At 55.8% G+C, this 13627-nt stretch carries 17 protein-coding genes and 1 riboswitch; of the genes, 6 read left to right on the top strand and 11 right to left on the bottom strand.

The window, feature by feature from the left end:
• Nucleotides 1-20: 20 nt before the first annotated feature.
• The 5 genes from ACFFIY_RS10440 to dapA all read right to left on the bottom strand — a co-directional run bounded on the left by ACFFIY_RS10440 (nt 21) and on the right by dapA (nt 4615).
• Nucleotides 21-1067 carry an alanine racemase gene (locus ACFFIY_RS10440; protein WP_354195437.1) on the bottom strand — a complete coding sequence of 349 codons (1047 nt, stop codon included), beginning with the start codon at nt 1065-1067 and terminating at the stop codon, nt 21-23.
• On the bottom strand, nt 1067-2218 hold the full coding sequence (locus tag ACFFIY_RS10435) for a M20 metallopeptidase family protein (protein WP_354195439.1): 1152 nt from the start codon (nt 2216-2218) through the stop codon (nt 1067-1069). Before ACFFIY_RS10435 ends, ACFFIY_RS10440 begins: the two co-directional genes overlap by 1 nt.
• Before the next feature lie 62 nt (nt 2219-2280).
• Nucleotides 2281-2997: a 2,3,4,5-tetrahydropyridine-2,6-dicarboxylate N-acetyltransferase gene (gene dapD / locus ACFFIY_RS10430; RefSeq protein ID WP_354195441.1), complete on the bottom strand. Its 717-nt coding sequence runs from the start codon at nt 2995-2997 to the stop codon at nt 2281-2283.
• Nucleotides 2998-2999: 2 nt separating this feature from the next.
• Nucleotides 3000-3731, bottom strand: coding sequence for a 4-hydroxy-tetrahydrodipicolinate reductase (gene dapB / locus ACFFIY_RS10425; protein WP_354195443.1), 732 nt, complete (start codon nt 3729-3731; stop codon nt 3000-3002).
• Nucleotides 3732-3733: 2 nt separating this feature from the next.
• The gene (gene dapA / locus ACFFIY_RS10420; protein WP_354195445.1) at nt 3734-4615 is read right to left on the bottom strand and encodes a 4-hydroxy-tetrahydrodipicolinate synthase; all 882 of its coding nucleotides are present in this window, start codon (nt 4613-4615) and stop codon (nt 3734-3736) included.
• A gap of 161 nt (nt 4616-4776) precedes the next feature.
• Nucleotides 4777-4954, bottom strand: a riboswitch (Lysine riboswitch).
• A 110-nt stretch (nt 4955-5064) separates the two neighbouring features.
• Here dapA and ACFFIY_RS10415 point away from each other — a divergent pair.
• Nucleotides 5065-5211, top strand: coding sequence for a hypothetical protein (locus ACFFIY_RS10415; RefSeq protein ID WP_354195447.1), 147 nt, complete (start codon nt 5065-5067; stop codon nt 5209-5211).
• Between the two features lie 7 nt (nt 5212-5218).
• Nucleotides 5219-5461 carry a hypothetical protein gene (locus ACFFIY_RS10410; protein WP_354195449.1) on the top strand — a complete coding sequence of 81 codons (243 nt, stop codon included), beginning with the start codon at nt 5219-5221 and terminating at the stop codon, nt 5459-5461.
• A 618-nt stretch (nt 5462-6079) separates the two neighbouring features.
• Here the strand turns inward: ACFFIY_RS10410 and ACFFIY_RS10405 are convergent.
• The 4 genes from ACFFIY_RS10405 to ACFFIY_RS10390 all read right to left on the bottom strand — a co-directional run bounded on the left by ACFFIY_RS10405 (nt 6080) and on the right by ACFFIY_RS10390 (nt 9183).
• Nucleotides 6080-6493 carry a MarR family winged helix-turn-helix transcriptional regulator gene (locus ACFFIY_RS10405; RefSeq protein WP_354195451.1) on the bottom strand — a complete coding sequence of 138 codons (414 nt, stop codon included), beginning with the start codon at nt 6491-6493 and terminating at the stop codon, nt 6080-6082.
• Between the two features lie 87 nt (nt 6494-6580).
• The gene (locus ACFFIY_RS10400) at nt 6581-6985 is read right to left on the bottom strand and encodes a sporulation protein (RefSeq protein ID WP_354195453.1); all 405 of its coding nucleotides are present in this window, start codon (nt 6983-6985) and stop codon (nt 6581-6583) included.
• Nucleotides 6986-6990: 5 nt separating this feature from the next.
• On the bottom strand, nt 6991-8184 hold the full coding sequence (locus ACFFIY_RS10395; protein ID WP_354195455.1) for an AI-2E family transporter: 1194 nt from the start codon (nt 8182-8184) through the stop codon (nt 6991-6993).
• A gap of 18 nt (nt 8185-8202) precedes the next feature.
• The gene (locus ACFFIY_RS10390) at nt 8203-9183 is read right to left on the bottom strand and encodes an LCP family protein (RefSeq protein ID WP_354195457.1); all 981 of its coding nucleotides are present in this window, start codon (nt 9181-9183) and stop codon (nt 8203-8205) included.
• A 125-nt stretch (nt 9184-9308) separates the two neighbouring features.
• On the opposite strand from ACFFIY_RS10390, the gene msrA reads away from it, so the two are divergent.
• The 3 genes from msrA to ACFFIY_RS10375 all read left to right on the top strand — a co-directional run bounded on the left by msrA (nt 9309) and on the right by ACFFIY_RS10375 (nt 11915).
• Complete coding sequence (gene msrA / locus ACFFIY_RS10385) at nt 9309-9842, top strand: peptide-methionine (S)-S-oxide reductase MsrA (protein ID WP_354195459.1); 534 nt, start codon at nt 9309-9311, stop codon at nt 9840-9842.
• 113 nt (nt 9843-9955) lie between these two features.
• On the top strand, nt 9956-10207 hold the full coding sequence (locus ACFFIY_RS10380; protein ID WP_354195461.1) for a protein YuzH: 252 nt from the start codon (nt 9956-9958) through the stop codon (nt 10205-10207).
• Nucleotides 10208-10307: 100 nt separating this feature from the next.
• Complete coding sequence (locus ACFFIY_RS10375) at nt 10308-11915, top strand: ABC-F family ATP-binding cassette domain-containing protein (RefSeq protein WP_354195463.1); 1608 nt, start codon at nt 10308-10310, stop codon at nt 11913-11915.
• A 35-nt stretch (nt 11916-11950) separates the two neighbouring features.
• Here the strand turns inward: ACFFIY_RS10375 and ACFFIY_RS10370 are convergent, their stop codons facing one another.
• Entirely contained in the window at nt 11951-12430 is a 480-nt protein-coding gene (locus ACFFIY_RS10370) for a YkvA family protein (RefSeq protein WP_354195465.1), read from the bottom strand.
• Nucleotides 12431-12548: 118 nt separating this feature from the next.
• Here ACFFIY_RS10370 and ACFFIY_RS10365 point away from each other — a divergent pair, with 118 nt between their 5' ends.
• Nucleotides 12549-13343, top strand: a complete 795-nt coding sequence (locus ACFFIY_RS10365; RefSeq protein ID WP_354195467.1) for a hypothetical protein — start codon at nt 12549-12551, stop codon at nt 13341-13343.
• Nucleotides 13344-13404: 61 nt separating this feature from the next.
• On the opposite strand, the gene ACFFIY_RS10360 is transcribed toward ACFFIY_RS10365, so the two are convergent.
• A complete protein-coding gene (locus ACFFIY_RS10360; RefSeq protein WP_008298364.1) occupies nt 13405-13605 on the bottom strand; it encodes a cold-shock protein in 201 nt (66 codons plus the stop codon).
• Nucleotides 13606-13627 lie beyond the last annotated feature (22 nt).

Raw genomic sequence — 13627 nt, 5'->3', positions numbered from 1 at the left:
GAGCCGGTGCACGGGATTTTTCATTCCTTGATGATCGTATGGAGCGACATCCGGTTCAGCGCGGACATCTGTTCTGAATTTGCCCCGACGCCCAGCGCGGTGTAATGGTCCACCCGCAGCTCGTCACTGTACAGATCGACCCGGTCGCCGGCATGCACCGAATCATCCGTTTGCACGAGCAGGTGGCTCATCATGAGCGCGGCGACCGGAAACCGGCGGCCGTTGATCATCACATCGTGGCGGGCGCGCGTCCGCAGCAATCCGTCTCCGTAGCCGATGTCGCAGACGGCGACCGTGCAGTCCTCGTCCGCCCTGAAAGCGGAACAATAGCCGGATGATTCGCCTTTCTTGAGCCGGATCGTCTGGATAACCCGGGCGCTGAGCGTGATGACGTTCGGCACGGCGGATTCGGGAATCCCGGAACAGGGCCTCGAACCGTACAGGAGAATCCCCGGCCGGACATGCGTGTGGCCCGGCAGCAGTCCGTCCAGCATGTAGGAGGCGCTGTTCTGGGCGTGGATGAACGGCAGGCTGCGGACATGGCCGGAAAGCTGTTCCAGCAGTCCGAGCCAGTCCCGCTTTTCCCGGTCGTGTTCGGCACCGGGTTCATCGGCGAACGCAAAATGGGTCCAGATTCCGGTGATATCCGCCTGTTTGTCCAGGAACACCCGCTCCATCTGTTCCGCCGTCTCAAATCCGGAGCGCCGGAGAAGGTTCCGGTATTCCAGATGAAGGCGGATTCCGTGCAGGCGTTCTTTGTGCGTTTCGTAAAAATCAAGCGAAGGGAGCGTCATGTCGATCCGGTATTCCCGGAGCAGGTCAAAATCAATCACCGGGTTCATGAGGAAAAGCGTGCAGTCCGGATCCATCCGCCGAAGTGCCACCGCTTCTCTGAGACTGGTCGTCGCGAACGCCCGGATGCCCGCTTCACGGAACGTCCGCCAGGCGAGGGGAAGACCGGTGTTGTAGGCATCATTTTTCACGACGGCGAGCACGGGTGCATCTTTTTGGACTTCCGCCGCCTTGGTGAGCATGCGGCCCCTGTTGATCTCCAGTACGGCCGGCATCAGACGTCACCTCCTGAATGAAGAAGCACCTGCTCAAAAAAGTGCACGCCCGGTGCGAGCGCCTCTTCCCGGAAGTTCAGTGTCGGCGTATGCAGTGCCGACGTGTGGCCGAGCGCTTCATTGCGCACGCCGAGAAAAGCAAAATGCACCGGCGCCGCCTCGCGGTAAAACGAAAAATCTTCGCCGAAGAGGTACGGCTTTTCTTTTTCGATGAACTGCAGGCCGGCTGCCTCCGCCGCCCGCTTTGAAAGCGGCAGGAGGGAAGGGGAATTCACGACGGCCGGATAGCCCTCGGAAACGTCCAGCTCTGTTTTTGTGCCGAACAGCAAGTCCGCGCTGTCTGCCAGATTCCTCAGGGCATCGGTGGCCGTTTCAAGATCATCCTCGGAATAAGTCCGGATCGTCCCTTCCAGATAAGCCGAGGAAGCGACCGTATTGATCGCTTCGCCTGCGTTCATCTTGCCGACGTGGATGATGTTGCGGTTGAGCCCGTCAAGCCGGTAATGCTGAATCCGCTCGATGCCGGAGGCAAGGTGGACGAGCGCGCCGAGTGCGGATGCGCCGTTCTGCTTGTTTGCGACATGCGCCGCCCGGCCGGACACCCGCAGCCGGTATTCGGTCGCGCTGGCGGTCAGTTCGCCGCTTCTCGTGAGCAGCCGGCCTTCCGCCTCATCGGGCATCACATGAAGCCCGAACACCGCATCCGGCCGGTGTTTTTCAAAAATACCGGTCCGGACAAGGTGTGCCGCGCCGCCGCCGGATTCCTCTGAAGGCTGGAAGATGAGCAGGACGCTGCAGGGCAGGGCGCCGTCCTGTTTCAACTCCATGCAGCGCTCGGCGAACGCAAGCAGGATGGCGCTGTGCCCGTCATGTCCGCATGCATGCATCCAGCCGGTATGTCCGGATGCGAACGGAAGACCGGTTTCTTCCTCGATCGGCAGGCCGTCGATGTCCGCACGGAAAGCGATCGTCCGCTCCGAACGTCCGTCAATCCGGGCGACGGTCGCCGTTTCCATCGGCGTCTCAAAGCGGATCCCAAGCGCGTCCAGTTCCCGCCGGATATAAGCGGCCGTTTTGACTTCCCGGAATCCGGCTTCCGGAATCCGGTGCAGCGCCCGCCTGTGCCGGGTCAGTCGTTCCATCAGTTCCATGCAGTCCACCCCCGTGAATATGTAAAAAGGGAAGGGAGGCCCCTTCCCTCAAAGTCGAAAACTCAGTCGTTCAGCCTGCGCAGTGCATCCACGATCCCGATTTTGCCGGACCGGACGTCCGCTGCCTGTTTGATCACCCGCGCCGGTGTGCCGGCAACGACCGCACCCGCCGGCACATCATCCGTCACGATGCTCCCAGCCGCGATGACGGCGCCGTCTCCGACCCGGACGCCTTCCAGGAGGACGGCATTCGCGCCGATGAGGACATTGTCGCCGACGGTCACCGGCACGGCACTCGCCGGTTCGATGACGCCGGCGAGGACGGCACCGGCGCCGACATGGACGTTGCGCCCGGTGATGGCGCGCCCGCCGAGCACGGCATTCATATCGACCATCGTGCCTTCGCCGACGACGGCACCGATGTTGATGACCGCGCCCATCATGATGACGGCATTGTCGCCGATGGATGCATGCTCGCGGATATAGGCACCCGGCTCGATCCGTGCGTTCACATTTGTTGCATCAAGGAGAGGGACGGCGCTGTTGCGGCGGTCCTGCTCGATGACAACGTCTTCCAGCCGTTCGCGGTTGGCTTCTTCAAAGGGGGCCCAGTCAGAATGGTCGGCAAAGATCGTGTAGGAACCGCCGTTTCCGAACACGTGGAAGCTGTCCGGGAACTGTGAGCGGTCGAGCTGCGTGTTCACATAAATTTTAAGCGGTGTGGTTTTGTTTGCATTGCTGATGAACGAGATGATTTCTTCTGCAGTGAATTCATTCATGGTCAGTCAACCCCCAGGTTATCGTAAGTATAAAAACCGTTTTTCTTATCGATCAGCCGCTGAGCCACGTCCAGCGCCCCTGACGCGAAAATGTCCTTCGACTGGGCATGGTGGGCGATCGTGATCGTTTCTTCGTGTCCCGCAAACAGCACTTCATGCTCACCGGCGATCGTCCCGCCGCGCAGCGAATGAATGCCGATTTCCTCGTCGGTGCGGCGGTTTTCCGACTGGTGGCGGTCGTGGACGGGGTGGACGTCCGGCCTGGCCGAAGCGATGGCGTCGAACAGCTTGATGAGCGTCCCGCTCGGCGCATCGACTTTTTTCCGGTGATGGCGCTCTGTCAGTTCAATATCGAATGAAGGAAGAAGGGAAGCGGCATAACGGACGATTTCCGTCAGCATATGCACGCCGGCGCTCATGTTGGCGCTGAAGAAGATCGGCTGGCCCTGCGCTTTTTCCCTCATCATTTCGGTCAGCGCCTCTTTTTCGCCGGTCGTCGCAATGACGAGCGGCAGGCCGGTCTCCGCTTCAAGGAGCGCCGAAGTGAGCGCAGGATGGGAAAAATCAATGATGGCATCTGCTTCCGGAAGCCGTTCGTCCGGCCGGTACACCGGATGGCCGTCCGCAGAGCTTCCGCGGGTGAGCAGAACCCCGGCGACCTCATGGCCGCGTCCCGTGGCAAGAGCGGCAACCCGGCGATTCATCGCGCCGTAGCCGCAGAGCAGCAGTTTCATGGTCAAACCTCCATCCGGATGGATTCAAATTGGCGGATCAGGCGCCCGCGTCCCGCCTCCTCAAGCGGCAGAAGGGGAAGCCGCACTTCATAGCCCCCGAAACCGAGGTGCGAAGTGAGGACTTTGATCGGGATCGGATTGACGTCCACAGACAGCGCGGCAATGAGCGGAGTGAGCCGGTAATGGATCTCCTGTGCGCCGGCCGGGCCCGTCTGGGAGCATTCGAACATTTCCTGGAATTCATCGGGAACGACATTGGCGACGACGGAGATGACGCCGTTGCCTCCGAGGGAAAGGAAGGGGAGGGCAGTGTCGTCATTGCCGCTGTAAAGGGCGAACGACGGGTCGGTCATGAGCCGCACCTGAGACATGTAGTTCAAGTCACCGGTCGCATCCTTCAGGCCGACGATCATCGGATGCCGGCTGAGCTCCAGCACCGTATCCGGCTCGATCGTCATGCCGGTCCGCGACGGGACGTTGTACAGAAGCGCCGGAATCTGCGCGGCATCGACAATCGCTTCAAAATGGCGGATGAGTCCGCGCTGGCTCGTTTTATTGTAGTAGGGCGTGATGAGCATGATGCCGTCCGCACCGATCTGCTTCGCTTCGCGGGAAGCTTCGATGGATTCGATCGTCGAGTTGGACCCGGTTCCGGCGATGACCGGCACGCGTCCCGCCGATGTCTGCACGGCAATCTCAAGCAGGCGGCGGCGTTCTTCTGCCGTCAGCGTGGATCCTTCTCCGGTCGTCCCGTTGATGACCAGCGCCTGGATCCGGTTGCCGATCAGGAACTCAAGATGCCGGCGGAAGCTTTCATAGTCGACCTGCTGATTGTTGAACGGGGTGGTGACGGCTGCTGCAACTCCGGTAAACAGATGATTCATGTTCCATCCCTCTTTCTATCCAGTGTATTCCGGTTTCCCGGTTTCCGGTACGAATGCCCGGACAATGGATGAAATGTCCCATGCAACGCAAAATAAAAACAAGCCGGAACCTGGTTACGATTCCGACTTGTTGGCTTATGCGATGCACGACCTGGAAGGTCACAAGTGGAAGCACTCCATTATCACGAAGAATAATGACAGCCTGCATGCTGTTCACATACAGTCCAACGGAGACGGCCTGAGAACCGGTCTCCATTTCGGCAAATCTCCCTTTCGCCCGCCGCCGGTTCTCAGCCGTTGCCGCGGGGTACTGATGATCTTTGCACCTCATCCATTGCTATTCAATTTTGAATCTTGCAGACAACTCTACAACAACAATAGGGGCTTGTAAAGAGATTTGATGAATTTTCTTTCGAAGGGGTGAAAGAAGGGGACATAACCCGGGCCAAATGGCGGATGGAATGGGCACAGGAATCGAATCTGTTGCTGGTGTGCATGCGCGGGTTAATCGGATGGAGCTGCTGAGCGGATCCGGTCGGCAAATGGATCAAACAGATCACTCGGGCATTGTTCATCAATTAAAAAACACAGGTTAATGAGACGGTGAACCAAGAAATCACGAAACAACGAACGAACAAGTCCGATAGCCGGACGACACCTGATGAGACGGCGGTCTCAGAAAAACAACTGAAACAAGCCGGATCAGTATCCAAGCCAAGCAAGGCGCAGCGCAATAAAACCGCAGGATCTGCGCCAGATGACAATCAACCGAACGGACATAAAAGCAAGCCGTTTCAACTGAAAAAACGCATTCCATCTCACTGTTTCAAGTATACTAAACAATGATATGCAACTTCCGAAAATAGAAATTATGTAAACTAAAAGAGACAGCAGTCAAGAGAGGTGCTTTGTTTGCCTCCCTTCCTTACATGTAACGTCCTTCATCATTGTATCACGGCAACCGGTTGTTTTTGACCGACAGCCGGTTTTTCCCTGCCAAAGCTGCTGCTGTTTATTTGGCCGTCTGGCTCAAGCCGCCGAGTCGATTTCGTGTCCCGGCAGAATCTGTCTCTGGCTGCCACGGATTTTCGTGATCGGCTCCAGACGCAGACAAACCAAAACCAAAGCCCGATCATTCGGACGTTCATCATTTCCGTGTTCCGTATCCGTGCCAGACTGTTTTACATAAGCCGGATCTGCGGCTGTACTCATTCGTTTTTAATTTCTGTTTCATTACAGTCCCGCTCAATAAAAACTCGTGTCAGCTTCTGTGAAATCCACGTGGTTGCATAGCGCATCCATCAAGGATGCAGATTGCATCTATCGAAGTTGAAAAGTGCAATTTTGATGGTTGCAATGCGAAACTATCACCTTGCAACCTATAAACAATCAGCTCTCAACCAATTAACTTGAATATTGCAAGTATCAATCAAAAAGAATAGTTGCTCAATGCAACAAGGAGTTTTATTCGCTGCTGTTCATCTTTTTATATAGTTCCTGCAAAGATCGGATGATGATTTCTTTTTCAAAATCCTTCATTCCCGAAAAGGCAGCTTCCAGCTGTATCATAATCTTTTCATCTATCTGTTGCACTGCCGCTTCCCCCGTCTCGGTCAATGAAAGGATCTGGATTCGCCGGTCTCCGGGATACGGTTTTCTCGACACATGGCCGGACGTGACAAGTGACTGGATCTGCCTGGAGAAGGTCGTAATGTCCATGCCGACGCCCCGTGCTGTTTCCTGCATGGACGGGGCGTTGAGGTTTTGGATCTCATGCATGATCGTGCTTTGCTGCACAGAAACTTCCTTGCAGGCCTCTTTGTGCACTTTGTTCAATTCACCGTTCAATGTATGGAACATTCTCAGCAGTTCATCCAACTTCCATCCCCTCCCCTTTGGTCAACCGCTTTATTAATTGTACATTCAAAAAACAAAAAGCGCACCCGGAAAGCCGGATGCGCTTTTTTAGCCGTATTGGATTTGGTCTTCATCGTATGCATCTGCGCCGCCCGGAATGTGGACCGTCGTCTTCAACATGAGCGAAGACTTTTCCGGATCGATCTGCCAGCGCTCATCCGGCACGATCTCAAACGGGATCATCCGGGTTTCCTTTGAACGGACATCTCCGACCAGTTCAATAGACTGTCTGGTGATGGGCTTGTCGATTGTGTCGAAGTCGCTGTCCGGCGAGTAGTTGTGCGTCCGTACGAATACTTCCAGTGTAATATGATCGATCATCTGGTCGGCTTCCCCGCCGTCAATGTAAATCGTACCGTTTAGGATTTCTCCTTCTTCCAGCACCTGATTGTCAACCACCGTGTCCACCTGGAGACTTCCGATCCCGATTTTCGATAAAAAGGATTTCAGCATCTCACTCAATCTCTCCCTGTCTCATCCGGCACGAAGGTATTTTCCGTATAGCGCATCGCCGGTTCTTCATGTTCATCATATCGCTTTTTGAACAGCTTGAACAAATGGGTTGCCAGCACTTTGACCAGCGCATAGCCCGGAATCCCGAGGATGACCCCGGGGACGCCGAACAGCGAACCGGACGTCAGCAAGACGAAAATGATTGTGACCGGATGGATATGCATTGTTTTACCCATGATCTGCGGAGAAATAAACTTCGACTCGACGAGCTGGACGGCTGTCCAGACGACCGCAAGCTTCAAAATCATGAACGGCGAGGTGACGAGCGCGATGATCAGTGCGGGCGTGATCGCGATCACCGGGCCGAGGTACGGCACGACACTCGTGACGGCGGCAAGTGCGCCGAGCACAAGTGCATACTTCATGCCGATGATGAGAAACCCGATCGAGACCATGAACCCGATGCACAACGATACGAGCACCTGGCCGAGAATATACGCGCTGAGCTGGCGGTCCGCATCCGTGAAGATCTCGGTCGCATCGTCCCTCATCCTCGGCGGCAGCAGGTTCAGGACATACCGCGGCAACTGCTCGCCGTCCTTCAGCAGATAAAACAGGATGAACGGGACGGTGATGACCGACAGGATGATACCGGTGAGCGTCGAGATGAAATTACTAATGCCCGACGCAATGCCTCCGGCGGTGTCTTGGAAGAACCCTGCGATATTCTCAAAAAACGTATCCGTAATTGTGGCCAGGCTGAAATTCAGCTCATTGTAATAAGTCGCAAACAGCGAAGTGCTCAAGTACTTGTCGATATTCAGCATAAGCGTCCGGAAATAGCCCGGGAATTCCTGAACGAGATTGTGGAACTGTTCTTTCAGGAACGGGAAAATCAGAAAGATGATGAGCGTGATGAGGCCGATCCCGCCGATGTAGATGATCAAGATTCCCCATAAACGCGGCACCCTGGCCCGCTCCAGAAGCCGCAGCAACGGACGCAGCAGATAAAACAAAATCATCGCCAGGATGACCGGCAGGACGACGGTCTGCAACAGCACCCTCACCGGCGTGAAGATAAACGAAACCCGATCGTAGACGAGGATGATCAGCCCTGCCAGCAGGACGGCGGAAAGCACAAACAGCGTGCTGCGACCGCCGAGAAAGCGGATCACCCTCGACTCTCCCCTTTTCTCCATTGGTTTTCCCCCAGATCGTTAGTTGGCGAATGCAGACGCGCCCGTTTCGGTGAGCGGAAGGTCAAGAAACTTCCCGAGCGCCTCCCGGTTGGCGGGCACGTCGATTTCAAGTACGGACCCGGCATGCGGATAAGAGGCGAATGAATAAGTGCCTTCCTCCGGCACGGTCATGCGCTCGATCTCCACGCCTCCGGAAAGGATGGCCCGCATCACTTTCTGGAGGCCGTCCATCCCGCCGATGTCCGTTTCCACGTAGCCGGTTGCCGCTCCGGCGAGTTTCGGAAGCCTTGTCAGCGTCTTAGGCGACACAATTTCGTCTTTCAGCGCAGCGATGACTTTCTGCTGCCTGTCCACGCGTCCGAAGTCCCCTTCCCTGTCTGCACGGAACCGGGCGTACCCGAGCAGTTCCTTCCCGTTCAGGTCGTGGACCCCGGGCAAGAGGGTGACGCCGATTTTCTCGGACATTTCCTTCTCGACATCGATCGTGACACCGTTCGGCGCGGCAATATCGATCAGCTTTTCAAAATTGTCAAAGTCCGTCACCGCATAATGGTGGATCGGCACGCCGAACATTCCGGATATCGTGTCTTTTGCAAGCTGGACGCCTCCAAGATAATAGGCGGTGTTCAGCTTGTACGACTTGTAGCCGGGGATGTCCGCATAAATGTCCCGCATGAAGGAGACCAGCTTCACTTTTCCGGACTCGCGGTTCCAGGAGGCCAGCAGCATCGTGTCGGACCGGGACTTGCCGGAACCGTCGTCGTCTACGCCGAGCAGCAGGTAGTTTTCAATGTACGGCTGCCTGGCATCAGCCGGGTCTCCGCGGAATGTGCCGGAGTCCGGCTTGTTTCCTGCCGCCAATTCCTTGCCCTGGTTGTACTGCCAGACGGAATACAGGCCGCCGGCGATGAACCCGACGAACAAGAGGGCAAACAGTGTCCTGAACGGCCGGAGCTTTCTCCGTTTTTTTCGCTGCGCCCTTGTATGTGGCTGTTCCATAAAAATTCCTCCAAAGTTGTATTCGTTCATAGGACGGCATGTGCAACCCCCGGGTTGCACGTGCCTTGCCGCCGGTTCGGCCGCCGTGCTACAATCACCGCAGAACAGAAAAGAGGGTGACCGACATGTCGCAAGCCAAGACAGAGAAAGCGATCTTCGCAGGCGGATGCTTCTGGTGCATGGTGAAGCCGTTCAAGGAATGGGACGGCATCGTGGATGTAGTCTCGGGCTATACCGGAGGGACGCTGGAAAATCCGACCTACGAAGAAGTGAAAAAAGGCGGTACCGGCCATTACGAGGCCGTCGAGATCGAGTTTGACCCGGACGTCTTCCCTTATTCGGAACTTCTCAATGTGTATTGGCAGCAGATCGATCCGACCGATGACGGCGGTCAGTTCCATGACCGCGGAGACTCCTACCGGACGGCCATCTTCTGGACAACGGATGGACAAAAGGAGGAGGCCCTCCGTTCCCGCAGAGCACTGGATGAAAGCGGCCGCTTCGGCAAACCGGTCGTCACGGAAATTCTGCCCGCGTCGGTCTTTTATCCCGCTGAATCGTATCATCAGGACTATTATCTCAAAGAACCCGGCCATTATGAACAAGATCGCTCGGATTCGGGCCGTGATGAATTTATCGCGGGGCATTGGAAAAATTGACGGCACCCGCTCCGGCGGATGCTTTTTATTTTGGACTGCCGGTTTGTCCGCACACGCCGGACTTGCACCCTTCGCTCCCTGCAGGTAAAATATAGCAGGAAGGTGATCATCATATGAAGCTGATGCAGTGGGCCTATACCCGCAAGTATCAGGTAAAGGCCTTGTTCGATGACTTCCCCGAAACGGTTTTCCTGTTCAGGAGAATCGGGGACTATTATTTCCTGTATTCCTCACGGGGCGGCGAATACGGCATGCTGCCGGAGCGGCGCGATTATACGGCAATGGAAGAGCTCGTCAACGAAGAACTGGGCACGCTCAACCATTACCAAAACCGCAGAAGCGCCCGCGGCCTGGATGTCTCTTGACCCGCCGTCATCCCCCTTTTGTCTTTGTGCGTCCCCGGCTGTTTCGGTCCGGGGGCGCTTTATGGTATAATCGGAGCATTGTGTACAAGGAGGAGAACTCATGATCCAAGTCAGTAACGTCAGTCTTCGCTTCGGCGACCGCAAGCTGTTCGAAGACGTCAACATAAAATTCAACCCGGGCAACTGCTACGGGCTCATCGGTGCGAACGGCGCCGGTAAATCGACCTTCCTCAAGGTCCTTTCCGGAGAACTCGAACCCCAGACGGGCAATGTCTCGATGGGGCCGGATGAGCGGCTCGCCATCCTGAAACAGAACCACTTCGAATATGAAGAAAACGAAGTCCTCGAAACAGTCATCATGGGCTACAAGCGCCTCTATGAAGTGATGAACGAAAAGAACGCAATCTATATGAAGGAAGACTTCTCCGACGAAGACGGCATGCGCGCAGCGGAACTTGAAGGCGAATTCGCGGAGATGAACGGATGGGAGGCGGAAACCGACGCATCCATCCTCCTCCAGGGCCTCGGCATTCCGGAATCGCTTCACCACACAAAGATGAAGGAACTCACCGGTTCCGACAAAGTGAAAGTGCTCCTCGCTCAGGCCCTGTTCGGCAAGCCGGATGTCCTGCTGCTCGATGAGCCGACAAACCACCTGGACCTTCAGGCCATCCGCTGGCTTGAAGAGTTCCTCATCAACTTTGAAAACACCGTCATCGTCGTTTCCCACGACCGCCACTTCCTGAACAAAGTGTGCACCCATATCGCCGACCTCGACTTCAGCAAGATCCAGCTGTACGTCGGCAACTATGACTTCTGGTATGAATCGAGCCAGCTCGCAGCCAAGATGGCCTCCGAGCAAAACAAGAAAAAAGAAGAAAAGATCAAGGAACTGCAGGCATTCATCGCGCGCTTCAGCGCCAATGCCTCCAAATCCAAACAGGCGACTTCCCGGAAGAAAATGCTCGACAAAATCGAACTGGACGACATTCGTCCGTCTTCCCGACGCTATCCGTACGTCAATTTCCAGGTTTCCCGCGAAATCGGCAATGACGTCCTCCAAGTGAAGGACCTTACGATCTCCGAGGAAGGACACACGTTCGTCGAGAACATCAACTTCACGATGAACAAGGATGACAAAATCATCCTCATCGGCAACCCATTGGCAAAGTCCGCTTTGCTTGATGTGCTTGCAGGCGAAAAAGAGCCGGATGCCGGTTCCTATAAATGGGGCGTGACGACTTCCCAGGCGTATTTCCCTCAGGACAACGAAGAGTACTTCTCCGGCAGCGAGCCGACGCTTGTCGATTGGCTGCGCCAGTACTCACCTGAAGACCAGACGGAGACATTCCTCCGCGGCTTCCTCGGCCGCATGCTCTTCTCGGGCGAAGAAGTGAAGAAAAAGCCGTCGGTTCTTTCCGGCGGAGAAAAAGTCCGCTGCATGCTTTCGAAGATGATGCTGACGAATGCGAACGTCCTGCTTCTTGATGAGCCGACGAACCACCTGGACCTTGAATCGATCCAGGCGCTCAACAATGGACTGATCGCCTTCAAGGGTGCAATGATGTTCACTTCTCATGACCATCAGTTCATCCAGACGATCGCAAACCGCGTCATCGAAATCATGGACGACGGGTCGATTCTCGATAAGCAGCTCACCTACGACGAATATCTGGAATGGCGGGACTCACAGAGCGTCGCCAACTGAACAGCTTAAAAGGGAGGCGGACATCCGCCTCCCTTTTACTTTTTCCTCAAATACCGTCTCGCCAGCACGCCCGCAGGCAGTTTCCGCACGAGGCGTCCGCCTTTATTGCTGATCTTCTCCAGCGTACGGAGCAGTCGCGTACTTCCCGTCCAATGATCCTGCATCACTTCTTCTCCGGCGCTTCCGATGAGCGTTGTGACGATGAATGACGCCACTGCCACATCATCGAGATAGCCGCCGGGCCCGAGCAGCCCTTCCGGCAGAAAATCGATCGGACTGATGAAGTACAAGATGCCGCTCGCGATGAGCAGCTTGCTTTTCCGGTCGATGCGTCCGTCCGTCATCGACTTCATGAGCAGATGAAACAGATCCGGCGCAAACAGGACGATATCTGCGACCTTCCCCCGCTTCCCCGGCTTCTGCCCGAGCCATCGGGCAATCCGGGAGCGGAGCCGTTCATAGAAGCCCTGCTGCTCTTCCGGAGACGGCAGCGGCTGTTTGAGTTCTTGTTCCATTCGGCACACGCCCCTTCTACGATTAAATTACCGGTTTCGACTCTTTTTGAAACCTCTTTACCACCGCGGACGACAAATTAGGTAGAATGGGTGTAGTCAACGGAAAGGAGAGACATCTATGAAACAACTGAGATGGGCCGCCGCAGCATCGATTGCGCTTCTGCTTGCAGGCTGCGGGGCCGGAAACAACGAAAACGGTGACAAAGCGGACGATGCGGTCACGGAAGATTCCGGCGAAGTAACGGGCGCCGAAACGGACCCGGGTACCGAACAGGCGCCTGACAAGGAAACAGACGATCAGGAAGCAGCCGCAGAAGAAGACGGCGAAGAAGACGGCGAGGTTTCCGAGGATGAGGAAAGCGGCGGGCAACAGGAGAATATCGAATCCGGGTCCGAATTCACCGCATCCGGTTTGTTCCCTCCTGAAGGCGCACAGATGCATTTCAAAGGAGAAGGCAATGAGTTTGCCGAACTGGATATCCGGGTGCTTCTGTCGGACGGCAAGCATGTTGTCTTCGACGAAGACAACGGCGGCGTCACGATGCGCAAAGCTTACCGCATCGGTGACGACCGTATTGAACAAGTGATGGCCATGCCGCTTGAAGGCACCGAACCCGTGCCGACAGCCGAAGAACTCGGTGCCATGGATCCGATGAACACCTACCTCGTCTTCCCTGCACAAGAAGGCGCAGAATTTGAAGGCTGGAAAGTGGTCAGCACAGATGAGTCCGTAGAGACGCCGTTCAAGACGTTTGAGCATGCGGTCCTCATTGAAGAGGAAACGGCAGACTTCACGAACCGTACATGGCTCGTTCCCGGATTTGGGGAAGTGAAAAGAGAATCAGTGATGGAAGAGGAAGGCCAGGAGCCGTTTGTCGTCACTTCCGTACTGGAATCAGTGTCCGGCATGTAAGCGGACGGACCGAAAAAAAGGAGCATCCGGAATACCGGATGCTCCTTTTGAATGTCGGCTATTACAGTTTGACGACGTTTGCCGCCTGCGGTCCGCGGTTGCCTTCGACAACTTCGAACTCGACCTGCTGGCCTTCGTCAAGCGTTTTGAAGCCTTCGCCCTGAATGGCGGAGAAGTGGACGAATACGTCGTCCTCGCCTTCGACTTCGATGAATCCGAAGCCCTTTTCAGCATTGAACCATTTCACTGTACCTTGTTTCATCATGATACCCCCAGATCAAAAT

Origin of the sequence: Bhargavaea ullalensis, from assembly GCF_042432615.1 — a bacterium.
Lineage (GTDB): Bacteria > Bacillota > Bacilli > Bacillales_A > Planococcaceae > Bhargavaea > Bhargavaea ullalensis.
The sequence above is the reverse complement of the archived record's forward strand: the minus strand, read 5'-3'. Positions and strand labels throughout refer to the sequence as shown.